Source organism: Ensifer sp. R-19, assembly GCF_049905105.1.
GTDB lineage: Bacteria > Pseudomonadota > Alphaproteobacteria > Rhizobiales > Rhizobiaceae > Ensifer.
Genome location: NZ_CP184570.1, coordinates 1,891,491 through 1,917,088, shown reverse-complemented (window position 1 = coordinate 1,917,088; position 25,598 = coordinate 1,891,491). Strand labels below are relative to the sequence as shown.

The following is a 25,598-nucleotide window of genomic DNA, read 5'->3' as shown; positions in this document are numbered from 1 at the left end:
TCCTGGATGTCTGCGTGATGGAGGATCGTGGTTCTTACATCGTCGAGAGGCTGAGCTTTCGCACACCTCGCAACGGCGCTGAAATCCGCGGCTTTCTGACACGACCACCCGTCAACGACGGGCCTCGACCAGCGATCCTCTACGCCCATGCCCATGGCGGACGCTACGAGATCGGTGCGAACGAACTGCTTGATGGCCGGCCGGCACTGCTCAGCCCGCCCGGGCCCGTTCTCGCGGAGCACGGCTTCGTTACCCTGTGCATCGACATGCCGACGTTCGGAGAGCGCTCGATCGTAAGAGAGAGCGCCGCGACAAAGGCTGCCCTCTGGTATGACCCTTTTCGGCCAGATGCTTTCCGAGCAGCAGGCAGCGCTCACTTGGCTTTCAATGCGTAACGACGTCGACCCCGCGCGCATCGGCATGACCGGGATCTCGATGGGCGCCACCCTTTCCTACTTCCTGGCTGCGCTCGACCCCCGGATCGCGGCAATCGCCCACCTCTGCTGCTATGCGGATTTCGCCACGCTCGTCGCAACCGGCGCTCACGATCTGCACGGCCATTATCTCACGATCCCCGGTCTGCTCGCGGAGACCTCGACTGGCGAAATCGCCGGGCTCGTTGCCCCGCGGCCACAATTGATCTGTGTGGGGCTCGACGATCCGCTGACGCCGCCACAAGCGGTGGAGCGGGCCCATGCCGCAACGCGCGCCGCCTATCGGGCGGCTGGCGCCGAGCGCAACTTATTCTTGGTTGCAGAGCCCGGCATCGGCCACGTCGAAACGCTGACCATGCGGGAGGCGGTTCTGGCCTTCCTCTCCCACCACCTCGGCACGCCAGTCAGCGGTTGAGGAAACCAACTCTTCGTGCGCGGGCGGCAAGCACGGCTTTCAGGCTTCGCGAAGGTCGATCGTGCCGACCTTCTTGCCCCACCACCACCGGTCCGATCAGGATTTTGTGATGTCGCAGTCACGATTTTTCATTCATCGAAACAACCCCTTCGAGAATCACCAGAAAGCGAGTACTCTGAGGGAACATTGCGCATGGGACGCCGTTTATTCGAATGAGCGAGCCGATAAGCAGCGATCCCCGTCTCAGCCAGCGGCCGCGGGAGAGCATGATGCAAAAGAGCGAATGCGACGTTTTTGATCTCTTCTCGGAGATCTATACCAGTGCAGCGCAAGAAGAAATCAGCCTTCAAGAATACCTCCTCGCATGTCGCGACGACAAAAGCATGTATGCCACCGCGCAAGAGCGGATGGTCACTGCCATCGGTAATCCAACCCTGATCGATACCAGCGCGGACGAGCGTCTCGGCCGCATCTTTTCAAACCGTACCGTCAAGATCTATCCATCCTTCGCCGATTTCTACGGCATGGAAGACACGATCGAGCGGATCGTCGGTTACTTCCGCTACGCTGCCCAGGGGCTCGAGGAGCGCAAACAGATCCTCTACCTGCTCGGACCGGTCGGCGGCGGCAAGTCGTCACTCGCCGAGCGGCTGAAGAAACTGATGGAGCTGCAGCCGATCTACACGCTGGCAGTCGGCGGCAAGGTCAGCCCCGTCTTCGAATCCCCCCTCGGCCTCTTTCACCCCGACCGCATGGCCGACTTGCTGGAAGACAAATACGGGATCGGCAGGCGCCGTCTGACCGGTCTGATTTCGCCCTGGGCGACGAAGCGGCTCGACGAAGTCGACGGCGATATCTCCAAGTTCAGTGTGGTCAAGCTGATGCCATCGCGGCTGCGCCAAGTGGCGATCGCGAAGACAGAACCCGGCGACGAGAACAACCAGGACGTTTCCTCGCTGGTCGGCAAGGTGGACATCCGCCAGCTTGAAAACTACAGCCAGGCCGACCCCGACGCCTATTCCTACAGCGGCGGCCTCAACCGCACGACGCAGGGGCTGCTCGAGTTCGTCGAAATGTTCAAGGCACCGATCAAGGTCCTGCATCCCTTGCTGACGGCGACCCAGGAAGGCAACTACAACGGCACTGAAAGCTTCGGAGGGTTCCCCTACCAGGGCATCGTCGTTGCGCATTCCAACGAATCGGAATGGCTGCAATTCAAGAACAACAAGAACAACGAGGCCTTCCTCGACCGCATCCTGGTCGTCAAGGTGCCCTACTGCCTGCGTGTCACCGAGGAGCGGCAGATCTACGAGAAGCTGCTGCGCGAAAGCGAGCTCACCAAGAGCCCCTGCGCGCCGGAAGTGCTGGAAAGCCTCAGCCGCTTTACCGTCTCGACCCGGCTTGCCCGCCACGAGAACTCACCGCTCTATACCAAGATGCGGGTCTATGATGGCGAGAACCTGAAGGACACCGATCCCAAGGCGAAGTCCGTTCAGGAATATCGCGACGCCGCCGGCGTCGACGAGGGTATGACCGGCATCAGCACCCGCTTTGCCTTCAAGGTGTTGTCCGAGACCTTCAACTACGACACCAAGGAGGTCGCGGCCGATCCCGTGCACCTCATGTATATCCTGGAACAGGCGATCCGCCGCGAACAGTTCCCGAAGGAGACCGAGGCGAGCTATCTCGATTTCATCAAGTCCGAGCTTGCCTCGCGCTACGCCGAATTCATCGGCCACGAAATCCAGAAGGCCTATCTCGAATCCTACAGCGAATACGGTCAGAACCTCTTCGACCGTTACATCGCCTATGCCGACGCCTGGCTGGAAGACCAGGACTTCAAGGATCCCGACACTGGGCAGATCCTCAACCGGGAGATCCTCGACAGCGAGCTGTCGCAGATCGAAAAGCCGGCCGGCATTGCCAACCCCAAGGACTTCCGCAACGAGGTTGTAAAGTTCACCCTGCGCGCCCGCGCCAAGAACCATGGGCGCAACCCCTCCTGGACGAGCTACGAGAAGCTTCGCGACGTGATCGAGAAGCGCATGTTCGGCCAGGTCGAAGACCTGCTGCCGGTCATCAGCTTCGGCTCGAAGAAGGACAGCGCCTCCGAGAAGCAGCATGCCGAATTCGTCCAGCGCATGACCGAACGCGGCTATACCGAGCGTCAGGTCCGGCGGCTGGTCGATTGGTACATGCGGGTCAACAAGGCGGGCTGACGATGCCGAAGCAGGGGATTGGTATATGCCGAATTTCATCGACCGGCGGCTCAATCCGAAGGATAAGAGCCTCGGCAACCGACAGCGTTTTCTGAAACGGGCCCGCGAGGAACTCAAGCGGGTCATCAAGGAACAAGTCAAATCCGACAGGATCATCGACGTCGATGCTGCGCACGGCGTACCGATGCCGACCGACGGTGCCAGTGAGCCGACATTCCAGCCGGCCCGCGGGAGCGGCGAACGTAACTATGTGCTTCCCGGCAACAAGCAGTTTTCGGCCGGCGACCGCCTGCCGAAGCCGGAAGCGGGTGGGGGTGGAGGCGGCAAGGGCCGCCCCGGGACCGGAGAAAGCGAAGACGACTTCCAGTTCATCCTGTCGCGCGAAGAGGTGCTGGATCTCTTCTTTGAGGATCTGGAATTGCCCGACATGGTCAAGCTCAGCCTCAAGGAAACTGTGACGTTCAAACCGCGTCGCGCAGGCTTTGCCACCGCCGGCACGCCGACCAACATCAATGTCGGGCGGACGATGCGCAACAGCTTCGGCCGGCGCATGGCGCTGCATCGGCCCAAGGAAAAGGAACTGACCGTCCTTTCCGAGGAGATCGCGCGGCTGGAGGCGGCGCCGGAGATTTCACCGAAGGACCGCCAGAGGCTCAGCGAGCTTCGCAGCGAACTGGAGAGGATCGAGCGCAAGCGGCGGCGCATTCCCTATGTCGACCCGGTCGACATCCGCTTCAACCGCTTCGAACAGCAGCCGCTGCCGAACGCCAATGCGGTGATGTTCTGCCTGATGGATGTCTCGGCCTCCATGGGCGAACGCGAAAAGGATCTCGCCAAGCGCTTCTTCGTGCTTCTGCACCTGTTCCTGAAGCGGCGCTACGAACGGATCGACATCGTCTTCATCCGCCACACGGACGAGGCCCGCGAGGTCGACGAGGAGACGTTCTTCTACAGCACCCAGAGCGGCGGCACGATCGTCTCGACCGCGCTCGAGGAGATGATCAGGATCATCGAGGACCGCTACCCCTCGCAGATCTGGAACATCTATGCCGCGCAGGCCTCCGACGGCGACAACATCATCGGCGACAGCGAGCATTGCGCAGCGCTGCTCCGGGAGAAGCTGACGAAGCTCTGCCAGTACTACGCCTATGTCGAGATCATCGACGAGCGAGAGACGGAAATCTTCGGATCGACGGACAACGGCACCGCGCTCTGGCGCGCCTATCGCACGGTGGATGGCGAGAAGTCGAATTTCCAGATGACGCGCATCGCCAAGCCCGCCGATATCTACCCGGTCTTCCGCAGGCTCTTTGCCCGGCAGCCGGCCACACGCACCCGGAAATGAGGGGACGACCGGATGGCTCGACGTGCGACTTCAGGCCTCCTGTTCCAGGGCTCGGACTGGAACTTCACGACCCTTTCGCGTGCCTATGACGCGATCGAGCAAGTCGCGCTTGAGGAAATGGGCCTCAGCGTCTACCCGAACCAGCTGGAGATCATCACCTCCGAGCAGATGCTCGACGCCTATTCCTCGGTCGGCATGCCGCTCATGTACCAGCATTGGTCCTTCGGCAAGCGCTTCGCCTATGAGGAGCACCACTATCGCAAGGGGCACCGCGGCCTCGCCTATGAGCTGGTGATCAATTCCAATCCCTGCATTACCTATCTCATGGAAGAAAACACGATGGCGATGCAGGCGCTGGTCACGGCGCATGCCGCGTTCGGCCACAATCATTTTTTCAAGAACAACTACCTCTTCCGCCAGTGGACCGATGCCGGCGCGATCCTGAGCTACATGGATTTCGCCAAGAAGTACGTGACCAAATGCGAGGAGCGGCACGGCACCGCCGCCGTCGAGGCGATCCTCGATTCGGCCCATGCGCTGATGGACCAGGGCGTCTTCCGCTATCGCCGGCCGCCGCGGCTCTCCTCCGAAAAGGTTCGGGAACGGGCGCGGGAACGGCTGGAATATGAGGAACAGACCTATAGCGATCTCTGGCGAACGCTGCCGCAGACGGCCGAGAGCCACGACCCGGCCGAAGCCGAGCGAGACGCTTCCGAGCGCAAGAAGGTGCTCAACCTGCCGGAAGAGAACCTGCTCTATTTTCTCGAGAAACACAGCCTGATCCTGGAGCCGTGGCAGCGGGAATTGCTCCGGATCGTTCGGGTCATCGCGCAATATTTCTACCCGCAGCGGCAGACGAAGGTGATGAACGAGGGCTGCGCGACCTTCGTCCACTACACCATCATCAACCGGCTCTACGACCAGGGCCGGATTGGCGAGGGCCACATGCTGGAACTCTTGCAGAGCCACTCCAACGTCGTCTTCCAGCCGGATTTCGACGACCGGCGCTATCCCGGCATCAACCCCTATGCGCTTGGCTTTGCAATGATGCAGGACATCCAGCGGATCGCCACCGAGCCGACGGCCGAGGACCGCGACTGGTTTCCGTCCTTTGCCGGCAACGGTGACTGGATGGAGACGCTGCGCGATGCCTGGGCCAACCACCGCGACGAATCCTTCATTCTGCAGTATCTGAGCCCGGCCGTGATGCGCAAATTCCGGCTGTTCCACCTCGCGGACCGCGCTTCCGAGCGTTTTGTCGAGGTCGCGTCGATCCACAACGAACGCGGCTATTCGGCCGTTCGCTCGGCGCTTTCCAACAGCTACGACGTCGCCGCCAACCAGCCTGATATTCAGGTGATGGACGTCGATCTGCTGGGGGACCGGCACCTTCGATTGCAGCACAACATCAAGAGCGGCATCGTGCTCGAAGAGGGCAGCCGTAACGCGACATTGCGTCATGTGCGCCACCTCTGGGGCTACGAAGTCAGCCTCGCCGGCGTCGACCCGCAAACCGGCCGCACAGTGTATGAATATTCGACGGCAAAGGATGGCTGAGCAAGACGCGAGCGGGCTGCCTCTTCCCGTTAATGCCGGCAAGGGCGGCGCCTTGGTTGGGCACAAACGGGCATCACAAGAATTCAGGGCAGACATTAGAATTATTTGGCCTTATGGCTGCATCAAGCACGTGCGCGCTGCGCCGCGAGGCGGAACCCCGAGTCTACTCCTCAAGGAAAAGATCTTCCGTTTCAGCCGGCGAGCGCTTCCTGTGCCGGAGGCGGTGGCAAGGCCGCTGCCTGCTGAGCCGCCGCAGCAGCCAGCCATTCGCTGAACGCCTGCATCGCCGGCGTGACCGGACGTGATTTCAGCCGCGTCAGCCAGTAGCTACCCATCGAGGTGTGGACGTCGAAAGGCTGTCGGATCGTGCCGTTCGACAGCAACCGCGAGAACATCAGTGGGGGCGCGAGTGCCACGCCAATCCCCTGGGCTGCAGCCTCCATCATCGCCAGCGAACTATCGAAGACGATGCCCTTCAGCAGCGGCGCCGGATAGGCAATGCCGGCCGCTTCGAACCAGTTCACCCATTCGTCGGCCCGGTAGGACCTGAGCAGCGTTTCGTTCAGGAGATCGGCGGGCGTCTTCAGCCGATCGGCGATCTCGGGAATGCAGAGCACGGAAAGCGGCGCCTCGAAGAGCCGCGTCGCCTCGATATTATGCCAGGAGCCGCCGCCGAAGCGGATGGCGAAATCCAGGCCTTCCGCGGCCATGTCGACCCGGTTGTTGTTGGTCGAAAGGCGGACATCGATGAACGGGTATTTGGCCTGGAAGTCGGCAAGCCGCGGCAACAGCCAGCCGACGGCAAAGGTGCCGACGGCGCCGATCATCAGCACTTCGCGAATGTGGCCGGCCTCGAAGCGCTCAAGCATATCCGCCATCCGATCGAAAGAATCCCGCAAGACCGGCAACAACGCCTCGCCCTCAGCCGTGATCATCAGTCCGCGCGGCAATCGCTTGAACAGGGTGACGTTCAGCCGGCTTTCGAGCAGTTTGACCTGGTGGCTCACCGCAGCCTGCGTTACGCAGAGTTCGATCGCCGCGCGGGTGAAGCTCAAATGCCGCGCCGATGCCTCGAAGGCGCGCAGCGCATTGAGCGGAAGATATGGCCTGACCATGTATGCCCTAACTCATCTAATGGGTCTCGCAAATAAACGTGGTTTGTTGCTCCGGCACAATCCCTTTACGGTGAACTCCATCGGCTGACGCGGCTGTAGCTCGGCAGCATCAGCTCAGGAAGGTGCGGCCGATTGCGCCGCTTACGGGGATCGATCCCATGCGCCGTTTCGCCTACAGCGCCGCGCGTCTTAGCAGACGCGCAAAGGTCGCTGTAGAACTGCATGTCTTCGTCCTCAAATCGATGTCGATTTAAGGAGACATGCAGTCGCCATAGCGCCCGCTCGCATCGTCTCCGCCGCCGACATCACGCATGCCGGCGAAGCCAAATGCCGTTCCAAGACAGGCCGCGAGCCGCACGGACATCCGTGCCGGCCAGGCTATCTATTATCCCAAAGGTCCGTTCCGCCCTTATGAAGTTCATCGCAAACCTGCTTGGTACATCCCTCAATCTCGTAACCGTCGTCGCACTCGCGGCGGCCACGGTCGTCGCAGCGTTGACGCGACACCTGCCCGATCACCGCACGCTCGCGAACTGGGAACCGGCAGTCACCACCCGCCTCTATGCCGGCGACGGCACGATGGTCGGAGAACTCGCGCGCGAACGCCGGCTGTTCCTGCCGATCGGCGCGATCCCCGCCCGCATCCGCCAGGCATTCCTTTCGGCCGAGGACAAGAATTTCTACGCCCATCCCGGGATCGACGTTGCGAGCATCGGCACGGCACTTCTGTCCAATCTCGCCAATTACGGTTCCGGCCGTCGCATGATCGGCGGCTCGACGATCACGCAGCAGATCGCCAAGAATTTTCTCCTGTCTTCCGACCGGACGGTGGAGCGGAAGCTGCGCGAAGCGATCCTTTCGCTGCGGATCGACCAGACCTATTCCAAGGACCGTATTCTCGAACTCTATCTCAACGACATCTATCTCGGGCGCGGCGCCTATGGCGTGGCACAGGCGGCGCTCACCTATTTCGACAAGCCGGTGAGCGAGCTCTCGGTTTCTGAGGCCGCCTTCCTCGCCGCCCTCCCGAAGGCGCCCAACAATTACAATCCCGATCGCCAGGCGGAGCGCGCAATGGGGCGCCGCAACTGGGTCATCGACCAGATGCGCCAGAACGGCTTTGTCGACGCAGCGGCGGCTGCCCAGGCGGCGGCAGCTCCTCTCGGCGTCGATCGGCGCACGCCATCGCCCGCCGTCGCCGCTGCCGACTACTTCACCGAAGAAGTCCGCCGCCAGCTCAACACCCAGTATGGCGAGGCTGCACTCTACACCGCCGGCTTTTCGGTGCGCACCACGCTCGATCCGCGGCTGCAGGAAGCTGCGATGAAAGCGTTACGCAAGGGCCTCGTCGCCTATGACCAGGCGAAAGGCTACCGCGGCCCGGTCGCCAGAATATCCTCGATCAAGGACTGGCCTTCGGCGCTCGCCAAGCTCCGGCCGCTTTCCGACGTGCCGGAATGGCGGCTGGGCGTGGTGCTCGCCGCCGGGAAGGCCGACGCGGAAATCGGTCTCCGCCCGGAGTCCACGGCGTCAAACGGGATCACCCCGGCAGAGACCATAGGCCTTGACCGGAAAGGCGCCACCTGGGCGCTCTGCCGCTCGGCCAAGGGAAAGCACAACTGTGCCGCAGGCATCGATGGCGTTCTGACGCCCGGCGATGTCGTCTATGTGGAGAAGCAGGAGGACGGCTATGTCCTGCGGCAGCCGCCGCTCGTTCAGGGCGCTCTCGTTTCCATGGATCCGAACACCGGTCGCGTGCTCGCAGTCGCCGGCGGCTTTTCCTACGTACAGTCGGAATTCAACCGCGCGACGCAGGCCTATCGCCAGCCCGGCTCATCCTTCAAGCCCTTCGTCTATGCCGCCGCTCTCGACAACGGCTATGCGCCGACGACGCTGGTGATGGATGCGCCGATCGCCCTTGCCGACGGTGCCGGCAGGACATGGAAGCCGAAGAACTACGACGGGCGCTTCAGCGGTCCTTCCACCTTGCGCGTCGGGCTGGAAAACAGTCGCAACCTGATGACCGTGCGTCTCGCCCGGCATCTCGGCATGGATCTCGTGGCAGATTACGGCAAGCGCTTCGGCATCTATGACGAGCTCAAACCCTATCTGCCGATGTCGCTCGGCGCCGGCGAGACGACGCTGTTGCGGCTGGTCTCCGCTTATGCGGTCATCGCCAATGGCGGCAAGGCGGTCACGCCCTCGATGGTCGACCGCATCCAGGATCGCTACGGCCGCACGATCTTTCGCCACGACCAGCGCCGCTGCGACGATTGCAACGGCGCCGACTGGACCGGCCAGGAAGAGCCTGTGCCGGTCGACGATCGCGACTATGTGCTCGACCCGATGACCGCCTATCAGGTGACCTCGATGCTGCGCGGTGTCGTGGAGCGCGGCACCGCCAGGAATGTCGGCTCGCTCGGCGTGCCGATCGCCGGCAAGACCGGAACCACCAATGACGAAAAGGACGTCTGGTTCGTCGGCTTCACCCCGAACATCGTCACCGGCGTTTTCCTTGGCTACGACACGCCGAAGCCGATGGGCTATGGTGAAACCGGCGGCGGTCTCGCCGCACCCATCTTCATCGATTTCATGAAGATAGCCCTTCAAGGGCGTCCGGCGGCCGATTTCCACGCGCCACCAGGCATGATGCTGGAGGCGATCGACAGGAAGAGCGGCCAGCCTGTGCCCGAGGGCACGCCCGGGGCCATTGTCGAATCCTTCAAGCCAGGGACGGCCCCCTGCATGAGCGGGTGCGCCGTCATCGACGGTTTCGAAACGGCGAGCACGTCGGCCACCGCCGACCCAGACCTCTCCCCGGAACTGCGTGAAAAGCTGCTCACCAACGGCAACGGGCTCTATTGATATGGTACGTCAGGTTCAGTCCCGCCCGGATCGTCGTGGCCGGCTCCTCTTTGTCATCGGCGCCTTCGCGCTGGTCTTCGGCCTCATGCTCGCGCGCCTCGTCCAGCTTGGCGTCGCGGACTATGAGCGGACCGGCTACATACCGCCGCCGCCGAGCCTTGGCCGCCCGTCGATCCTCGACCGGAACGGCAATCTGCTGGCGATCGATGTGCCGAGTTCCGGGCTTTATGCCGAACCACGGCTGATCGTCGATGTCGACGAGGCCGTCGAGAAGCTGACCGCGATCTTCCCTGACATCGACGGGCGCGATCTCTACCGACGGCTGAAGAGCGGCGCAGCCTTTGCCTGGATCAAGCGTCAGGTAACGCCGGCGGAGGAACAGGCCGTCTGGAACGCCGGCATTCCCGCTATCGGCTTCCAGCGCGAGAAGCAGCGCTTTTATCCCAACGGATCGCTCGCCGCCCATGTGCTCGGCACCGTCGACATCGACAATATCGGCATTGCCGGTATCGAGAGATGGATCGAGGGACAGGGTCTGGAGGTCCTGCGCCAAAGCGGCATGGATCTCTCCCACCGCAATCTCGAGCCGGTGAGTGTCACGCTCGACATCCGCATCCAGCACGCGCTCGAGACCGAGCTGCGCAAGGCGATCGCCAAGTTCAGCGCCAAGGCGGGCGCCGGGCTGGTGCTTGATGTCACCAATGGCGAGATCCTGGCGCTCGTTTCCTATCCCGATTTCGACCCGAATCTGCCTGTCGATGCGCTGAAGCCCGATCGCATCAACCGCATCGCCGCCGCCACCTTCGAGATGGGCTCGACCTTCAAGGCGCTGACGACGGCGATGGCGCTCGACTCGGGCCAGTTCACCCTTCGCTCCGTCATCGACGCGAGCAGGCCGCTCGCCTTCGGCCGTTTCCGCATCAACGACTATCGCGGCCAGTATCGGCCGCTGACGCTGCCCGAAGCCTTCATCTACTCCTCCAATATTTCGATGGCGAAGATGGCGATTGCCGTTGGTCCGGAAAATCTGCGGACGTTCCTGACGCGGTTCGGGCAGATGTCGCGGCTGACGACCGAACTGCCGGAAAGCGCCCATCCGCAATTGCCGCGGCGTTGGGGCGAGATCGATACGGCAACCGCCTCCTACGGTCACGGTATCGCCGTCACGCCGCTGCAGGCGAGTATCGCAGTTGCGGCGCTCGTCAATGGCGGCCGTCTCATAAGGCCGACGCTGATCAAGGGCGCACCGCTCGAAAATCGCCTGCTGGCCCGCGACCTGATCAAGCCGGAGACCGGCGAGGCGCTGCGTTATCTGCTGCGGCTCAATGCCAAGACCGGCTCGGCGAAACGGGCCGAGGTCAAAGGCTATTTCATCGGCGGCAAGACCGGCACGGCCGAGAAGGTCGTCGGCGGCCGTTACTCCAAGGAACTCAACATCACGTCCTTCATGGGCATCGTCCCGGTGGATAACCCGCGTTATCTCCTGCTCACCTTGCTCGATGAGCCGAAGGGCCTGCCGGAAACCTATGGTTTCCGCACCTCGGGTTGGAACGCAACGCCGCTCGGCGGCGCGGTCTTCGAGCGCATCCTGCCGATGCTGGCGCTGATGCCCGATTTCGAGATCGCCGATGTCAGCTTTCCCGATATCAGCAGCCAAGGGGCCTTTGGCTCACAGCTCTTTCCGTCGTCGACGAGCAAGGGCGAACGCAACAGCCGTCCCATCGACGGCGCACTCTGACGCGCGCCTTGCCTGAACGCAGCAACGCCCCCGTGGCTTCCACGAGGGCGTGTGCATGCGCGAACAAAGGTTAGCTAATGCTTACCTTTCGATCATGCGGTTCCAGCGCTTGTTCCATTCCTGCCGGTTCTGGTTAATTGCATCCCAATCGAGAACCTTGGCGGTCTGCATGTTGGTCTTGAAGGTCGAAAGCTTCGCGTTCGCCGCATCCGTACCAGCCTTGGCATTGATGTTCGACGGGATGATGTTGCCGTTGTCGAGCGCCAGGCTCTGCGCCTCGGCCGAAAGCAGGTAGTGGGCGAGCTTCTGGCTGAGTTCCGGCTCGCTGTTGTTGGCGATCACGCATTCGGTGACGGCGAGCACCACGGAGCCTTCCTTGGGCTGGGCGTATTCGACCGGAATACCCTTGTCCTTCAGATTGTTGACGGCCGTCGGCGTCAGCGGGAAGATCGCCGCCTCGCCCGTCTGCACCATCTCGGAGATCTTGGCCGAACTCGGGATGAACTCGATGACGTTCTTGCCGATCGTATCGGAGAACTTCTCGAAGCCGGGCTCGACATTGGTCTCGTCACCGCCCTGGATGCGGTTGAACATCAGGAAGGCGTGCAGGCCGAAGCTCGATGCGGAAGCCGATTGGAAGACGACGGCGTTTTCGAACTTCGGATCGGCCATGTCCATCCATGAGGTCGGCGCCGGCCAACCCTTCTCGTCGAAGAGCTTCTTGTTGTAGGCAAGCCCGGTCATGCCCATGTCGACGCCGATCGCCATGTCGTCTTTCAGGCGCGCGGACGGCTGGATCTGGTCGAGCACCGGATCGGCGGCTATTTTCTGGCAGAGGCCGCCGCCGATGGCGCGCACCATCACGCCGTCGTCGAGCAGCATGACATGCATCTGCGGATTGTCCTTGGCGGCCGTCGCCTTAGCGAGGATATCGGCGGAGGTGCCGGGCACGACGACGACCTTGACGTCGTTCGCCTTCTCGAAGGGCGGCAGAACGTGTTCGGTATAGGCACGCTCGAAGTTGCCGCCGTTCATGCCGATATAGAGCGTCTTGGTTTCCGCCGACGCGGCATTCTGCTGCAGGACAAAGGCCAGCAATGCGAGGGCCGTGGTTTTGGTAAGCCGTTGGTCGATCATGGTATTCCCCTTTCTGTTTACAACGAGGCTGCAGTTTCGACCGCCACCTTGCGGAAGCGGCCAATGGAAAAGGCGTCGATGGGCGTGGTGCTGTGGCCGTCGGTGACGAGCTCTGCGAGCACCTCGCCGACGGCGGGCGCGGTCTGGAACCCAGCGCCGCAGAAGCCGAAGGCGTGGAAAAGGCCAGATGTCGTTTCGCTCGGGCCGATCACCGGGTTGCCGTCGGGCATCTCCGCCTCGGTGCCGGACCAGAAACGAATGACCTGGGCGTGCGCCAGATGCGGAAAGAGCGCGATTGCGCGTTGCATCACCGAGGACGCAGCAGTCACCGACGGGCGCGAATAGTCCGGATCGCCCAGTGGCAGGCCGCGGCCGCCGCCCATGACGTAATTGCCACGGGCCACCTGCCGGCCATAGAAGCTGCCGCCCTGCTCGCCCATGCTGACAGGCAGCCGCAGCGGCAAAGGCTCGGTGACCACCATCGATGGATAGATCCGCGTCAGCGGCACAATCTCTCCGAACTGGGCGGCAAAGCGATCGGACCAGGCGCCGGCGCTGTTGACCAGCTGCCGGCAAAGGATCTCGATACCGTCGCCGGCAAGAATGGCAAAGCCGTTGCCCGTCGTTGTGACCTCGCGCACCGGTGTCTGCTCAAGCACGGTGACACCGGCACGTTCGGCCGCCCTTGCAAAGGCGGGTGCCACCAGCCGCGGATTGGCATGGCCGTCATCGGGGCAGAGCGAAGCGCCGACCGCCTTCGCCGAAAGCCAGGGAAACCGCTCAGTCAACGCTGATCCGGCGACGAGTTCGAGGCCGAGGCCGTAGTCCCTCACGGTCTCGGCATAGGCTTCGAGCTTGGCGAAATCCTTCTCGGTGCGGGCAAGCTTCAGATGGCCGGAGCGGACATATTCGGCATCGATGCCGATCATTGCCTTCAGTTGCGGCCAGATGCGGTGCGACCGCTGCGAAAGCGGCAATTGCTCCGGAGGGCGACCCTGCCGGCGCACGCCGCCATAGTTCACCCCGCTTGCCTGGGCGCCGCAATAACCTTTGTCGAGCAGCGCGACAGAGAGCCCGGCCTTGCGCATGGCGAGGGCTGCGGAGCTGCCGACCAGCCCGCCGCCGATGATCGCGACGTCGACGGAGATGCGCCGGCTCATGAGCGGGTCTCCGTTTCGACACCAGCGCCGAAACCGAGCGGGATCGGCTTGACCGGCGCCTGGGCGCGTAGACGGCCGACCGCGCCGGCGGAGGTGCCGCATGCAGCACTCAGGAGCTCGGCCGTAGCAGCAGAGCACATCCGCCCCTGGCAACGGCCCATGCCAACGCGGCTCAACGCCTTCAGGCGGTTGATCTCGGTGACGGACCCATTCGCAATAGAGCGGCGCCCTTCGGCGATGGTGATCTCCTCGCAACGGCAGAGCATCGTCTCCTCCGGTACGGTCTCGAACCAATCGTCCGGGAAGGGAAATGCGCGTTCGAGGATGTCGCGCTGACGCAGGATCGCGTCACGCGCGGCCACCAGGCGGGTCGTATCCGCCGATCTTTGACCCATGTCCTGAAGCAGGGCGGCAGCCGCGAGCTCGCCAGAGATTTCCGCTGCATCCGCACCGGCAATGCCGCTGCCGTCGCCGGCAACATAGACGTCCGGCCGGCTCGTGCGCCCCATGGTGTCGCGCTCCGGCAGCCAGACGCGGTCGCGCTCGTTGAAGCGGAAGCGGCAGCCGGCAAGATCGGCAAGCTGGGTTTCCGGCCGGAGCGCAAAGCCGTAGGCGAGCGCGTCGCAGGCAATCGTCTCGACGACATCGCCCTTGAGCGTCCGTCGACGGAAACGCAGACCTTCGACGCGGCCCTTGCCGAGAACCGCCTCGGGCCTGACGCCACAGCGGATCTTCACGCCGGCAAGCTGGAGCTGCAGCCCGTAGAAGAGACCGAGCGCGACAATGCGCGGTGCATGAACGGCAAGCGAAAGCAGGTGGCGTTTCGACGCGAGGGGTGCAGTATCGAGCACCGCTTGTACTCGCGCACCGGCCTTCATGTATTGCCAGGCAACGAGATAGAGCAGCGGCCCGGACCCCATGAAGACGACGCGATCGCCGATCGTGCAGCCTTGGGCCTTCAATGCGGTCTGCGATGCGCCGAGCGTATAGACACCTGGCGTCGTCCACCCTGGGAACGGCAGCACGCGATCGGTCGCGCCGGTGCAGAGGATCAACTGCGAGAAGCCGATCTGCCGGTGGACACCGCCTGAGAGAATATCGAGCTGGTTGCGACGTTCGGGTGCCGAAATATTCCAGACGAGCGTTTCGGGCTGATAGTCAATTTCGGGCAGCAGCGCCTCGAAGGTCTCGTGCAGTTTCTTCGCCCTGCCGGCTTCCGAACCATAGCGGCTCTGGTAGGAGCGCCCGTCGTCGATCAGCGGACGGCGATAGATCTGGCCGCCGGCGCGCTGGCCTTCGTCGAGCACGATCGGCCTGAGGCCGGCGCGGACGAGGCGCTCGGCAGCACGAATGCCAGCGGGGCCTGCACCGACGATAACCGGCTGCAACGGCTCACTCATGGGCGACCTCCGCCATGGCGCCGAGATCGGTGATAAAAGCCATGCCCGGCTGCAACGCCGTGCTGCAGGCCCTGACCCGGCTGCCATTCGCCAACATCACGTAGCAATCCTGGCAGGCGCCGATCAGGCAGAAACCGGCCCGGTCCTCTCCGGTGAATTCGCTCTGACGCAGACGGCCACTGACGGAGAGGATCGCCGTCAGCACCGTGTCGCCGCGTCGCCCGCTTTCCGCCGCGCCGTTCAGCGTGAAGGGCACAGGTGTCTCGTCCAGGCGGTAGCGCCGCCGGAATTGTGCATGCATCGACATCGGATCTCAGCCCTTGCCCACCAGCAGCCGATCGAGACCGAACAGGCGATCGAGAATGATCATGGTGACGGTGGCAAGCGCGATCATCAGCGTCGAAACGGCCGCCATCATCGGGTCGATGGATTCGCTGGCATACATGTACATGCGCACTGGCAGCGTCACGGTCGACGGCGAGGTCACGAAGATCGACATCGTCAACTCGTCGAAGCTGTTGATGAAGGCGAGCAGCCAGCCGCCGCTGATGCCCGGCAGCATGAGCGGCATGGTGATCCGGCGAAACACCGTCCATTCGGCGGCACCCAGCGTGCGCGCCGCATTCTCGGCATTGCGGTCCATACTGGTCAGCGACGCGAGGATCAGCCGCAGCGTATAGGGGGTGACGACGATCGCATGGGTGGCGACCAGCCAGCCGAAGGATCCGCCCATGCCCATCAGCGAGAAGAGACGCAGGAAGGCAACGCCGAGAACCAGGTGAGGGATGATCAGCGGCGACAGGAACAAGGCATTCAGCGCCTCGCGGCCGCGGAACTCGTAGCGGGTGATCGCCAGCGCCGCCGGCACCGCAAACACGGTGGAGATGGTCGCCGAAAGCAGTGCCAGCCGGACGCTGTTGCCGAAGGATGACATGAAGTCGGCGTGATGGAAGACCGCCTCGAACCAGCGCAGCGAGAGCCCGTTCCAGGGCATCGTCAGCGTGTTCTCCGGCGTAAAGGCGACCAGGCAGACCACAACCATCGGCGCCAACATGAAGACGACGACGAGGCTATGGAAAACGAGAGCAATGGGGCCGTTCCTCTGCATGGCTTCAACCCAGCTTGCGCTTCGCCTGCCGCTCGATGAGGCGGTTATAGGCAAGCATGATCACGAGATTGGCGACGAGGACGATGATCGCGATGGTCGCGCCGAGCGGCCAGTTGAGCTCGATCAGGAACTCGTCGTAGACGAGCGTCGCCGCCATTTTCAGCCGCCGGCCGCCAAGCAGGCCTGGAATGGCAAAGGAACTTGCCGACAGCGCAAAGACGATCAGGCTGCCCGAGAGGATGCCGAGCGCCGCCTGCGGGAAGACGATGCGGCGAAGGGCCGTGAAGCGCGAGGCGCCGAGGGTGAGCGCTGCCGCCTCCACCGTCGGATCGAGCTTCTGCAGAACCGTCCAGACGGGAATCACCATGAACGGCAGCATGATGTGCACGAGACCGATGACGATCGCCGTCTCGGTGTAGAGAAGCTGGACCGGGTCGATGCCAACAATGGCAAGTGCGCTGTTCACGAAGCCGTTCTTGCCGAGCAGCATGCTCCAGCCGAAGGTGCGCACCACCACGGAGACAAGCAGCGGGCCGATGATCACAAGGAGGAATATCGAGCGCCAGGGCTTGCGCATGTTCGAGAGGACGTAGGCCTCCGGCACGCCGATCAGCGCGGTGATGACCGTCGTCAACAGCGCCAGACGCAGCGTGCGCCAGAAGGTCGAGAGATAATACTCGTCCTGCAGCACCGTCAGGTAATTGGCGAAGGTGAAGTCGCTCTTTATGCCGGCCGTATAGTCGTAGCTGTTGAAGGAAAGAATGACCGTCAAGAGCAGCGGCAAGAGGACGAGGCCGACGAAGAACAGGGTCGTCGGCCCGGAGAGGGCGAGGGGCGCGAGCAGGCGCGGCTTGATGGCGGAGGTGGCGGCGCTCATCAGTTCGCCGCTCCGGCCAGCACACGACAATCGGCGTTCTGCCAGGCGAGCCCAACGGTTTCACCTTCCATCGGCGGCGGCGCGCCGAGATTGGGAACCGCAACGGCCAGGACGCCCGCCGGCGTCTCGGCGCTGACCAGCCATTGGCTGCCCATGAAATAGCGCGTCGTCACCTTGCCCTGGATCTGGCCGTCCGCCGGTTCCGTCAGCCGCAGCTTTTCCGGGCGGATGAAGACCGAGACCTTGCCGTCCGGTTCACGGCGATCGGTGTTGAAGCGGATCGGCGTGTTGTCGATGCTGATCGACGCGCCCTTGCCGTTGAAGGCCGCGGTCGCGCGGAGAAAATTGGACTTGCCGACGAAGGACGAGATGAAGTCGTTGCGCGGATGCTCGTAGAGCTCATAGGGCGTGTCGACCTGGGTGATGCGCCCCTTTTCCATGACCACGACGCGGTCGCTGATCGACAGTGCTTCCGCCTGGTCATGGGTCACCATGATCGTGGTGATGCCGACGGTCTGCTGGATGCGGCGCAGTTCGAACTGCATCTCTTCGCGAAGCTGCGCGTCGAGGTTCGAAAGCGGCTCGTCGAGCAAGAGCACCGGCGGATTGATGACGAGCGCACGGGCGATCGCGACACGCTGGCGCTGACCGCCGGACATCTCACGCGGGTAGCGATCGGCAAGGGCCGAGAGGTGAACGAGCGCAAGGATTTCCTTGATGCGCTTGTCGCGGTCCGCCTTTGCGACCTTGCGCATCTCCAAGCCGAAGGAGACGTTCTGGGCGACGGTCATGTGCGGGAAAAGCGCGTAGCTCTGGAAAACGACGCCGAGTTCGCGCTGCGGCGGCGGCAGGTGGGTGATGTCGCGCCCGCCCATGGTGATGGTGCCGGCGGAGGGCCGCACGAGCCCGGTGATCATCTGCAGGGTCGTCGTCTTGCCGCAACCGGACGGGCCGAGCAGCGAGATGAACTCGCCCTTTTCGACCGCCAGATCGAAATCGTGAACGGCCGCAACCGATCCATAGAACTTGGAGACCTTCTCGAGGTTCAGGAAACTCATGCTCACTCTCCCGTGGGTCGCTGCCCCCTGGGATCGCCTGCCCCGTTTTTCTTGTCGGCGATCCCGGCGGCGACGACACGTCGTCAACCATCAAACCTCATCTCAGGCGATGCGATTTCCGCCGGACGCAACCGCGACGACAAAGGCGCGATTTCGCGATCGGGATAGCCTCCCGGCTATCCACGTTGTGGCGCATCCATCCCTTAGGAAAGGCTTGTGAATTAACTCCAGGAATTTGACGAAAAACACAAATTCAATTTTCTATTTCGGAATTTTTTGTTAGAAAAATCCGATATACGGAATCTTATCATGTGAATTTTGAAAGATTTGCGAGCATGTCGGAATCAGAGAATGCAGGAAGCTCCAGCCTTTCCAAAGCGATCCACATCCTGAAAGATCTCGCGGAGAACGCGACGGAGGGTGTGCGGGTGATCGATCTCGCGCGCAGGCTGAATCTCACCCAGCCGTCGGCGCACCGGCTGCTGAAGAGCCTGATCGCCGAAGGGCTCGTCGAGCAGATGCCGGAAGGAAAATCCTATCGTCTGTCGTTGGAGTTCTTCTCGATCGCGTCGCAGGCGCGAAGGCGCGAAGGCATTCTCGACATCGCCCGCCCATCGCTTCTCAGGCTCTCGGCCACCTTCAACGACACCGTCTTCCTGCTGGTGCGCAGCAATTTCGACGCGATCTGCCTCGACCGGGTCGAAGGCCCTTTCCCGATCCGCTCCTTTACCGGCGACATAGGCGGCAAGGTGCCGCTCGGCATCGGCCAGGGCAGCATCGCCATTCTCGCCCACCTGCCGGAAGAAGAGCGGGAAGCGATCATCAAGTTCAACATGCCGCGCATCATGGACCGGGCCGCGATCGACGAGGTGGACCTGCGCATCAAGATCGAGGAGGTCAGGCGGATCGGTGCCGCGCAGATGAACTTCGAAATGATCGAGGGCATGGCCGGTCTCGGCGTGCCTGTGCTCGACCGCAACGGCATTGCAGTTGCTTCCTTAAGCATCGGCACGCTGGCATCGCGCCTGACGGAAACGCGAAGCGGCACCATCACCGATCTCTTGAAGGCCGAGGCGCAGGCCATCAGCAGCAAGCTCAACCCCTTCGACCCGACACTGCGCTATCCGGCCTCCGCCTTGCGCGCCGCGCAGAAGAACTGAGAGACGCACACGTCGCAGCGCAGCGACAGCTCACGCCTCCAGGAAGGCGCGGGCGAAGCCCGGCTCGGTCACCTCGATCGAGCCATCCGGAAGCTTCAGGAAGCGCTCGATCGCGGTGCCGTAGGTTCGCATCCAGCCATCGAGCATCGCCGCCGCGCCATCGAGATCGCCGGCCTCGTAACGTTGCAGCGCCTTGTACATCACCTTGGCGACGCTCACGCGCAGTTGCAGCAGCATCAAGGCTGCGGCTTCCGGATCGGGCGCATCAAGCGTCCCCTCCTCATGCCCGCGCCGCAGCATCTCGGCGACCAGGGGTATGCTCACCGCCAGCAGAGCCTCATCAATGCGGTGGTAGAGAGCGACGTTTTCGGGCTTGAAAAGCGCGTTGAAGGTGTTCTTCAACTGCGGCGCCATGTCGATCTTCGTCCGCCGCGAGCCGGCAAAAAGCGCGTTCAACTGCCCGACGGCGTCGAGCGACGGGTCTTCGAAAAGCGGCTGGAGTTCCTCTAGGTTTCGCCGCGCCATCCGGGTCGCGACGGCCTCCAGCAGCGCCTCCTTGGAGACGAAGTAGTGATAGAAGGCGCCCTTCGAGACGTTCGCCTCACGGATGACGTCGTTGACCGTTGTGTTCTCGTAGCCGTGCTGGAAGAACAGCCGCTCGGCACAATCGATCAGCTCGTTCGATCGGACTTCCGGCGATTTTTTCGTTCTGACCATAAGCACTCCTAGAACGGCGGCTTAGCACGGGTTCACAGCGCGGTCCACGACGCTCCTGATGGCAAGGGTAACACGCATCCTTGAAACAAACCGACCGTCGGTCTATTTATACAGAACGGACTGGAAGCATTCAAGGAGCGTCTCGTGCAGCTGGCTCGTTTTGCAATCGGAGGGGCGATCATCGTCGCCATCGGCGCGGCGGTTTCCTGGTATCTGTTTCGCCCGGTTCCCGTGTCCATCGTCGCGCCAAAGCGCGGCGACGCGGCGGAGATCATCTATGCGGATGGCGTCGTGGAGCCCCGCACTTGGGCGAAGGTCACACCGACGGTCGCCGAACGGATCGTCGAACAATGCAATTGCGAAGGTGAACGTGTCGCCAAAGGCGATGTGCTCGCCCGCCTCGACGACACCGAGGCACGGGCAGCACTCGGCGAACTCCAGGCGCGGCTGACGCTGGCGCAGGAGGAGTATCGGCGTAAGCTGGCGCTCGCCGAACGCAGCACGATCAGCGCACAGGAGGTCGACCGGGCACGCAGCGAACTGGGCCAGCTCGAAGCCCTTGTCGCCGGCCGTCAGGCGCGGCTTGCGACCTATGTGCTGCGCGCGCCGAGCGCCGGCCAGGTGCTCCGGCAGGACGGCGAGATCGGCGAAGTCGCGGATCTCGGCACGGTACTCTTCTGGGTCGGGGAACCGAAACCGCTGATCGTCACCGCCGACGTCAACGAAGAGGATATTCCGCGCGTCGAAGTCGGTCAGCGCGCGTTGTTGCGATCGGATGCCTTCCCCAACCAGAAACTCGAGGCGACGGTCGACAGCATCACCCCCAAGGGCGACCCGGTGACGAAGACCTATCGCGTCCGCTTCCGCCTGCCCGACGACACGCCGCTTCGGATCGGCATGTCGACCGACGTCAACATCGTCGTGCGGGTGTCGCATGGTGCCTTGATCCTCCCGACCGTGGCGCTGGAGGGGACAAAGGCTACGGTGATCGACGGCAATCATGCCAGGATACGGGAATTGAAAACGGGCATACGCGGCGCCGACGGCGTAGAGGTTCTCTCCGGTCTGGAAGATGGCGCGCGCGTCGTCTCCCCCTTCCCGACCAGCCTTGCCGATGGCACGCGCGTCAAGGTCACGCCTGTGCCAGGAACATGAGCTCCCTATGCGCCTCATCCTCGACCTCGCACTGACCCACATCTCCGGCCGCGGCCGGCAGACGATCGTAGCGATGCTGGGTGTCGCGGTCGGCGTCGGGTTCTCCATCGCCATGGCGGCTCTAATGCAGGGCGGCCAGGACGATTTCGTCCGCCAGCTCGTCGACACCATGCCGCATGTCCAGGTGACCGACGAGCAGCGGACGGCGCGGCGGCAACCGGCAGAAGACCTGTTCGATGCAGCGGCCATTTCCGGCCTCAGGCCACGCGACGATCGGCGCGGCATCATCAACCCCACCGCAGCACTCTCCTGGCTCGATGGCTGGATCCCGGGCCGCTTTGCCGCCACCCTCAAGGCACAAGGCGTCATTCGCTATTCCGGCCAGGAGGTCGGTGCTGCCGTCATCGGCATCGATCCGCAGGCGGAACCCGGCGTCTCGCCGATCATCGGAGACTTCAAGGCCGGCAGCTTCGCCGCACTTGCCGCCGGTGGCAACAATGTGGTGGTCGGCGATACCATGGCCTCCCGGCTCGGCGCCAAGCTCGGCGATACGCTCACCGCCGTCTCTTCGGAGGGGCTCAGCCGCCGCTTCAAGATCGTCGGTCTTTTCCACACTGGCACGACGGCGCGCGACGAGGGCGAAGCCTATGTGCTGCAGAAGAACGCGCAGATCCTCTCGGCCCGGCCGAACGCGATCAACGAGATCAACATCAAGCTCGACGATCCGAACGCGGCGCCCACGGTGGCGCGCCGCATCGAGGCGGAACTCGGCTACAAGGCGGTCGCCTGGCAGGATGCGAACGAGTCGATCCTCGAGGCGCTCGTCGTGCGCAACGTCATCATGTACACGGTCGTTGCGGCGATCATGCTGGTCGCAGGCTTCGGTATCTTCAACATCATCTCGACGATCACGCACGAAAAGGCGCGCGACATCGCCATCATGAAGTCGCTCGGCTTCACCGAGGCAGACATGCGCATCCTGTTCGTGATCGAAGGTGTGGCGATTGCCACAGCCGGCACGCTGCTCGGCTGGACGCTCGGCTTCGCGATGGTCTACGCGCTCTCGCTCGTCCGCTTCGAGATATCCGCGACCGGCCAGGAGATGACCCGGCTACCGATCGCCTGGAGCATGCTGCACTATCTGATCGCCGCCGCCTTCGCGCTCGGATCGGCCGCCGTCGCCGGCTATCTGCCGGCAAGGCGGGCGGCCCGCGCCAATCCCGTCGACATCATCAGGGGCGCGACATGAGCACGCTGATCGAAACAAGGGATCTGACGCGCATCCTCAGGGAGACGGTGCCGGTCACCCTGGTGAAGGACATCTCTCTTGTTATCGGAGAGCAGGAGTTCGTCGCAGTCACCGGCCCTTCAGGCTCGGGCAAGTCATCGCTCCTCTACCTGCTCGGCCTGCTCGACCGGCCGACCGGCGGCACGCTCAGCATCCGCGGCCGCGACACGGCCCGGATGGACGAGGACGAAAGGGCCGCCACGCGGCTTGCCAACATCGGCTTCGTCTTCCAGTTCCATTTCCTGCTGCCGGAATTCACTGCCCGCGAGAATGTCGAGATCCCCATGCGCAGGCTCGGTCGCCTTGGCCGGAACGAGATGCGCCAAAGGGCGAGCGATCTGCTTGCAGCACTCGGCCTTGCCGATCATATCGACAAACGGCCAGACCAGCTTTCGGGCGGCCAGCGCCAGCGCGTGGCCGTGGCCCGCGCACTGGCCAACGATCCGCCGCTGATCCTTGCGGACGAGCCGACCGGCAGCCTCGACAGCCAGAGCTCCGAACAGGTCTTCAGGATCCTGGAAACGCTGGTGCGCGAGCGGGGAAAGACGGTGGTCGCAGTCACCCACGACCTCGACATGGCCTCGCGCATGGACCGGCGCCTTCAGTTGATCGATGGGCGCCTGACCACGGGGGCGGACAGGGCCGCGGTCTCAGGCGAAAACGAGTCGCCGCAAACCTGACGCCCGGCGAAAACCTCAACCGAGGCCGAAGACGACATCGCTTTCCGTGAGAACCGAAAGCGAGACGTCCTCGATCAGAATGCCCTCGGCATCGGAACCGTTGAAGGCGACGAACACGCCGTCGGCCGTATCGTGCGCGGCAGCGAGAAAATCGGCATAGCTGTGAATGCCGGTGGCGTCCTGGGCGTCCTCGGAAAAGGCGATCCGATCGCCCAGCCTGCCGTTGAAATCAAGGACGCGATCGAGACCGGCCTCGCCGGAGGTTTCCGACGACCAGAGAAACGTGTCGGCGCCGCTGCCACCCGTCAGCCGATCGGTGCCATTGCCGCCGCTCAAGAGGTCATTTTGCGAACCGCCGTCGAGGATATCCGCACCTTCACCGCCGAAGAGCTGGTCGTTTTCCGAGGCGCCGCTCAGCGTGTCATCTCCGCCGCGCCCGTCGAGGATATCGTTGCCGCTCGACGAATAGAAGGTGTCGTTGTCTTCGGCGCCGCGCAGCACGTCGTCGTAGCGCCCGGACGTGACGTTGAAATATTCGACATTGGCGAAGGTCAGTCCGGTATGCGTTATGCCGCGCGCCGCATCGAAAACCGTCGCTTCAGGCAAGCCGCCATAGTTGAGGTACAACAGATCCCGCCCGTCGCCGCCATCGGCCTCACCGAGGTAACGGGCATTGATCGTGTCGTTACCCGCACCGCCGCGCAGGATAGACGCGACGCCAAGCGTGCCGCTGCCGGGAAAGGTGTCCTGCAGCCAATCATCGCCAGCGCCGCCGTCGAGCACGTCGCTGCCGCCATCATTGGCGAGCGTATCCCGGCCGTCCCCGCCAAAAGCCACGTCGTCGCCAGCGCCCGTCTCGATCATGTCGTCTCCGGCGCCCGCATCGATATAGTCGTTTCCGTCCTCGCCATCGAACCGGTCACGCCCGGCGCCGCCTTCGAGATGGTCGTTTCCGGCACCGGCATCGACCCCGAGAGAGTTGAGATCACCCGCGCTGACCCGGTCGTTGCCACTGCCGAGCGCGAGACTCACTTCCTCAAATCCGCGCAGCACTGTGCCGGTTGAAGCCTTGCCAGCAGCGAAATCGATAGTCAGATCGCTCGTGCGCTCCATCTCGCTGATATAGAGCCAGTCCTGGCCCGCACCGCCGTCGATCTCGGCGGAGTAGAATGTGGAGATGATCCCATCACTGCCGTCGCCGCCAAAAAGACGGTTGGCACCGAGCCCGTCGGTGATCCTGTCGTCGCCCGCGCCGGCTTCGACGACATCGTTTCCGCCGGCAGTCTCGATGACGTCGTCAAGGGCGCTACCCGTAACACGGTCGCTTCCGCGTCCCGTCATCAGCACAACCCGCTCGACATCCTGATGCTGGACGAAGAGGTGCCGCTCCGTCTGCGTCCCGTCTCCGATAATGCCGTGACCATTCGCCAGGTTGAACACGACCGGAGCAGTCGATCCCGAAAGATCGACGACCAGCGTATCGTCTCCGGCACCACCAAGAATGGTGCTGCCCGCCCCGACGAGAACGAAGCGGTCGTTTCCATCGCCGCCATCGAGACGGTCGTGTCCGCCCGTATTGGTGATGACGTCATTTCCCGCGCCCGCATTGACGACGTCGATGCCGGCTCCGGTCGAGATCCGGTCGGCCGCGGCGGTCCCCGTGATCCGGTCGTCGCCGCTGCCGGCAAGAAGGCGCAGCCACTCGATATCGTGGAAGAAGACATGCCGGCTGACAGCGCTCGGATCCCCGACATAGCCATGGCCGCCGGCACCGTTGAAGACCATCCGCTCGGCGCTTTGCGAGAAGTCGACGACGAGACCGTCAAAACCCCTGCCGCCGGTAACGGCACCGCCGGTCCCGGTGAGAACGATCTGGTCACTGCCGTCGCCGCCGTCGATCCGGTCGTAGCCGCTCGAACTCGTCAACATGTCGTCATGCGCCCCGCCGTCGACAAAATCGTCACCGCCGCCGCCATCGATCGTATCGAAGCCGAAGAGGCCCCAGATGCGGTCGCTTTCCTCGGTGCCCTTCAAAACGTCGCCCGCAGACGAGCCTACGATCTTCGCCATATCGCTATCCTCTTCGATCGACTTAAGAATATGTTCAAAGACTCGAATATACATCCCGATTATGGAATGTATTACAGGGATGGCGCAAAGCAATATCGAA

21 protein-coding genes are annotated in these 25,598 nt (G+C 63.1%); 11 read left to right on the top strand and 10 right to left on the bottom strand.

Annotation, left to right across the window (positions count from 1 at the left end; genetic code table 11):
- Positions 1 to 14: 14 nt before the first annotated feature.
- From ACN9MO_RS28085 to ACN9MO_RS28065, 5 genes are all read left to right on the top strand, one after another.
- Positions 15 to 395, top strand: a complete 381-nt coding sequence (locus ACN9MO_RS28085; RefSeq protein ID WP_425987166.1) for an alpha/beta hydrolase family protein — start codon at positions 15 to 17, stop codon at positions 393 to 395.
- Positions 331 to 849 (top strand): alpha/beta hydrolase family protein, encoded by a 519-nt coding sequence (locus tag ACN9MO_RS28080; RefSeq protein WP_425987165.1) that lies wholly within the window; start codon positions 331 to 333, stop codon positions 847 to 849. The genes ACN9MO_RS28085 and ACN9MO_RS28080 overlap by 65 nt, the downstream gene beginning before the upstream one ends.
- A 269-nt stretch (positions 850 to 1,118) precedes the next feature.
- Positions 1,119 to 3,068 (top strand): PrkA family serine protein kinase, encoded by a 1,950-nt coding sequence (locus ACN9MO_RS28075; protein WP_034798403.1) that lies wholly within the window; start codon positions 1,119 to 1,121, stop codon positions 3,066 to 3,068.
- A gap of 25 nt (positions 3,069 to 3,093) precedes the next feature.
- Positions 3,094 to 4,413 (top strand): YeaH/YhbH family protein, encoded by a 1,320-nt coding sequence (locus ACN9MO_RS28070; protein WP_057251935.1) that lies wholly within the window; start codon positions 3,094 to 3,096, stop codon positions 4,411 to 4,413.
- A gap of 12 nt (positions 4,414 to 4,425) precedes the next feature.
- Positions 4,426 to 5,970, top strand: coding sequence for a SpoVR family protein (locus ACN9MO_RS28065; RefSeq protein WP_057251936.1), 1,545 nt, complete (start codon positions 4,426 to 4,428; stop codon positions 5,968 to 5,970).
- 191 nt (positions 5,971 to 6,161) lie between these two features.
- Here ACN9MO_RS28065 and ACN9MO_RS28060 read toward each other — a convergent pair whose 3' ends face one another.
- On the bottom strand, positions 6,162 to 7,085 hold the full coding sequence (locus ACN9MO_RS28060) for a LysR family transcriptional regulator (RefSeq protein ID WP_057251937.1): 924 nt from the start codon (positions 7,083 to 7,085) through the stop codon (positions 6,162 to 6,164).
- Positions 7,086 to 7,496: 411 nt separating this feature from the next.
- On the opposite strand from ACN9MO_RS28060, the gene ACN9MO_RS28055 reads away from it, so the two are divergent.
- Together ACN9MO_RS28055 and ACN9MO_RS28050 are read left to right on the top strand one after the other, a co-directional pair.
- A complete protein-coding gene (locus tag ACN9MO_RS28055; protein ID WP_113132946.1) occupies positions 7,497 to 9,950 on the top strand; it encodes a penicillin-binding protein 1A in 2,454 nt (817 codons plus the stop codon).
- 1 nt (position 9,951) lies between these two features.
- Positions 9,952 to 11,688, top strand: a complete 1,737-nt coding sequence (locus ACN9MO_RS28050; protein ID WP_112996285.1) for a peptidoglycan D,D-transpeptidase FtsI family protein — start codon at positions 9,952 to 9,954, stop codon at positions 11,686 to 11,688.
- Between the two features lie 81 nt (positions 11,689 to 11,769).
- Here ACN9MO_RS28050 and ACN9MO_RS28045 read toward each other — a convergent pair whose 3' ends face one another.
- From ACN9MO_RS28045 to ACN9MO_RS28015, 7 genes are read right to left on the bottom strand one after another with little or no spacing between them, the layout of a single operon-like run.
- Entirely contained in the window at positions 11,770 to 12,825 is a 1,056-nt protein-coding gene (locus ACN9MO_RS28045; RefSeq protein ID WP_113132945.1) for an ABC transporter substrate-binding protein, read from the bottom strand.
- Between the two features lie 17 nt (positions 12,826 to 12,842).
- Positions 12,843 to 13,985 carry an NAD(P)/FAD-dependent oxidoreductase gene (locus tag ACN9MO_RS28040; RefSeq protein ID WP_112996287.1) on the bottom strand — a complete coding sequence of 381 codons (1,143 nt, stop codon included), beginning with the start codon at positions 13,983 to 13,985 and terminating at the stop codon, positions 12,843 to 12,845.
- Positions 13,982 to 15,385, bottom strand: coding sequence for an NAD(P)/FAD-dependent oxidoreductase (locus tag ACN9MO_RS28035; RefSeq protein WP_112996288.1), 1,404 nt, complete (start codon positions 15,383 to 15,385; stop codon positions 13,982 to 13,984). The genes ACN9MO_RS28040 and ACN9MO_RS28035 overlap by 4 nt, the downstream gene beginning before the upstream one ends.
- Positions 15,378 to 15,692: a (2Fe-2S)-binding protein gene (locus ACN9MO_RS28030; protein ID WP_112996289.1), complete on the bottom strand. Its 315-nt coding sequence runs from the start codon at positions 15,690 to 15,692 to the stop codon at positions 15,378 to 15,380. Before ACN9MO_RS28030 ends, ACN9MO_RS28035 begins: the two co-directional genes overlap by 8 nt.
- Before the next feature lie 6 nt (positions 15,693 to 15,698).
- A complete protein-coding gene (locus ACN9MO_RS28025) occupies positions 15,699 to 16,493 on the bottom strand; it encodes an ABC transporter permease (protein ID WP_057251943.1) in 795 nt (264 codons plus the stop codon).
- A gap of 4 nt (positions 16,494 to 16,497) precedes the next feature.
- On the bottom strand, positions 16,498 to 17,370 hold the full coding sequence (locus ACN9MO_RS28020; protein WP_112996290.1) for an ABC transporter permease: 873 nt from the start codon (positions 17,368 to 17,370) through the stop codon (positions 16,498 to 16,500).
- A complete protein-coding gene (locus ACN9MO_RS28015; RefSeq protein ID WP_112996291.1) occupies positions 17,370 to 18,428 on the bottom strand; it encodes an ABC transporter ATP-binding protein in 1,059 nt (352 codons plus the stop codon). The genes ACN9MO_RS28020 and ACN9MO_RS28015 overlap by 1 nt, the downstream gene beginning before the upstream one ends.
- Positions 18,429 to 18,763: 335 nt before the next feature.
- On the opposite strand from ACN9MO_RS28015, the gene ACN9MO_RS28010 reads away from it, so the two are divergent.
- A complete protein-coding gene (locus ACN9MO_RS28010; RefSeq protein ID WP_112996292.1) occupies positions 18,764 to 19,588 on the top strand; it encodes an IclR family transcriptional regulator in 825 nt (274 codons plus the stop codon).
- A 30-nt stretch (positions 19,589 to 19,618) separates the two neighbouring features.
- On the opposite strand, the gene ACN9MO_RS28005 is transcribed toward ACN9MO_RS28010, so the two are convergent.
- Positions 19,619 to 20,305: a TetR/AcrR family transcriptional regulator gene (locus tag ACN9MO_RS28005; protein WP_113132944.1), complete on the bottom strand. Its 687-nt coding sequence runs from the start codon at positions 20,303 to 20,305 to the stop codon at positions 19,619 to 19,621.
- A gap of 144 nt (positions 20,306 to 20,449) precedes the next feature.
- On the opposite strand from ACN9MO_RS28005, the gene ACN9MO_RS28000 reads away from it, so the two are divergent.
- Genes ACN9MO_RS28000 through ACN9MO_RS27990 form a run of 3 tightly spaced genes read left to right on the top strand, consistent with a single transcriptional unit; the run spans position 20,450 to position 23,428 of the window.
- The gene (locus ACN9MO_RS28000) at positions 20,450 to 21,460 is read left to right on the top strand and encodes an efflux RND transporter periplasmic adaptor subunit (protein ID WP_113132943.1); all 1,011 of its coding nucleotides are present in this window, start codon (positions 20,450 to 20,452) and stop codon (positions 21,458 to 21,460) included.
- A 7-nt stretch (positions 21,461 to 21,467) separates the two neighbouring features.
- Positions 21,468 to 22,709: an ABC transporter permease gene (locus tag ACN9MO_RS27995; RefSeq protein ID WP_057251949.1), complete on the top strand. Its 1,242-nt coding sequence runs from the start codon at positions 21,468 to 21,470 to the stop codon at positions 22,707 to 22,709.
- A complete protein-coding gene (locus tag ACN9MO_RS27990; protein WP_113132942.1) occupies positions 22,706 to 23,428 on the top strand; it encodes an ABC transporter ATP-binding protein in 723 nt (240 codons plus the stop codon). The genes ACN9MO_RS27995 and ACN9MO_RS27990 overlap by 4 nt, the downstream gene beginning before the upstream one ends.
- 15 nt (positions 23,429 to 23,443) lie before the next feature.
- Here ACN9MO_RS27990 and ACN9MO_RS27985 read toward each other — a convergent pair whose 3' ends face one another.
- On the bottom strand, positions 23,444 to 25,498 hold the full coding sequence (locus ACN9MO_RS27985) for a calcium-binding protein (RefSeq protein ID WP_057251951.1): 2,055 nt from the start codon (positions 25,496 to 25,498) through the stop codon (positions 23,444 to 23,446).
- Positions 25,499 to 25,598 lie beyond the last annotated feature (100 nt).

What these genes read in the sequence shown, in the direction of transcription:
- ACN9MO_RS28080 (WP_425987165.1), top strand. Translation starts at nt 331, where the DNA reads ATGACCCTTTTCGGCCAGATGCTTTCCGAGCAGCAGGCAGCGCTCACT.
- ACN9MO_RS28075 (WP_034798403.1), top strand. Translation starts at nt 1,119, where the DNA reads ATGCAAAAGAGCGAATGCGACGTTTTTGATCTCTTCTCGGAGATCTAT.
- ACN9MO_RS28070 (WP_057251935.1), top strand. Translation starts at nt 3,094, where the DNA reads ATGCCGAATTTCATCGACCGGCGGCTCAATCCGAAGGATAAGAGCCTC.
- ACN9MO_RS28065 (WP_057251936.1), top strand. Translation starts at nt 4,426, where the DNA reads ATGGCTCGACGTGCGACTTCAGGCCTCCTGTTCCAGGGCTCGGACTGG.
- ACN9MO_RS28060 (WP_057251937.1), bottom strand. Translation starts at nt 7,085, where the DNA reads ATGGTCAGGCCATATCTTCCGCTCAATGCGCTGCGCGCCTTCGAGGCA.
- ACN9MO_RS28055 (WP_113132946.1), top strand. Translation starts at nt 7,497, where the DNA reads ATGAAGTTCATCGCAAACCTGCTTGGTACATCCCTCAATCTCGTAACC.
- ACN9MO_RS28050 (WP_112996285.1), top strand. Translation starts at nt 9,952, where the DNA reads ATGGTACGTCAGGTTCAGTCCCGCCCGGATCGTCGTGGCCGGCTCCTC.
- ACN9MO_RS28045 (WP_113132945.1), bottom strand. Translation starts at nt 12,825, where the DNA reads ATGATCGACCAACGGCTTACCAAAACCACGGCCCTCGCATTGCTGGCC.
- ACN9MO_RS28040 (WP_112996287.1), bottom strand. Translation starts at nt 13,985, where the DNA reads ATGAGCCGGCGCATCTCCGTCGACGTCGCGATCATCGGCGGCGGGCTG.
- ACN9MO_RS28035 (WP_112996288.1), bottom strand. Translation starts at nt 15,385, where the DNA reads ATGAGTGAGCCGTTGCAGCCGGTTATCGTCGGTGCAGGCCCCGCTGGC.
- ACN9MO_RS28030 (WP_112996289.1), bottom strand. Translation starts at nt 15,692, where the DNA reads ATGTCGATGCATGCACAATTCCGGCGGCGCTACCGCCTGGACGAGACA.
- ACN9MO_RS28025 (WP_057251943.1), bottom strand. Translation starts at nt 16,493, where the DNA reads ATGCAGAGGAACGGCCCCATTGCTCTCGTTTTCCATAGCCTCGTCGTC.
- ACN9MO_RS28020 (WP_112996290.1), bottom strand. Translation starts at nt 17,370, where the DNA reads ATGAGCGCCGCCACCTCCGCCATCAAGCCGCGCCTGCTCGCGCCCCTC.
- ACN9MO_RS28015 (WP_112996291.1), bottom strand. Translation starts at nt 18,428, where the DNA reads ATGAGTTTCCTGAACCTCGAGAAGGTCTCCAAGTTCTATGGATCGGTT.
- ACN9MO_RS28010 (WP_112996292.1), top strand. Translation starts at nt 18,764, where the DNA reads ATGTCGGAATCAGAGAATGCAGGAAGCTCCAGCCTTTCCAAAGCGATC.
- ACN9MO_RS28005 (WP_113132944.1), bottom strand. Translation starts at nt 20,305, where the DNA reads ATGGTCAGAACGAAAAAATCGCCGGAAGTCCGATCGAACGAGCTGATC.
- ACN9MO_RS27995 (WP_057251949.1), top strand. Translation starts at nt 21,468, where the DNA reads ATGCGCCTCATCCTCGACCTCGCACTGACCCACATCTCCGGCCGCGGC.
- ACN9MO_RS27990 (WP_113132942.1), top strand. Translation starts at nt 22,706, where the DNA reads ATGAGCACGCTGATCGAAACAAGGGATCTGACGCGCATCCTCAGGGAG.
- ACN9MO_RS27985 (WP_057251951.1), bottom strand. Translation starts at nt 25,498, where the DNA reads ATGGCGAAGATCGTAGGCTCGTCTGCGGGCGACGTTTTGAAGGGCACC.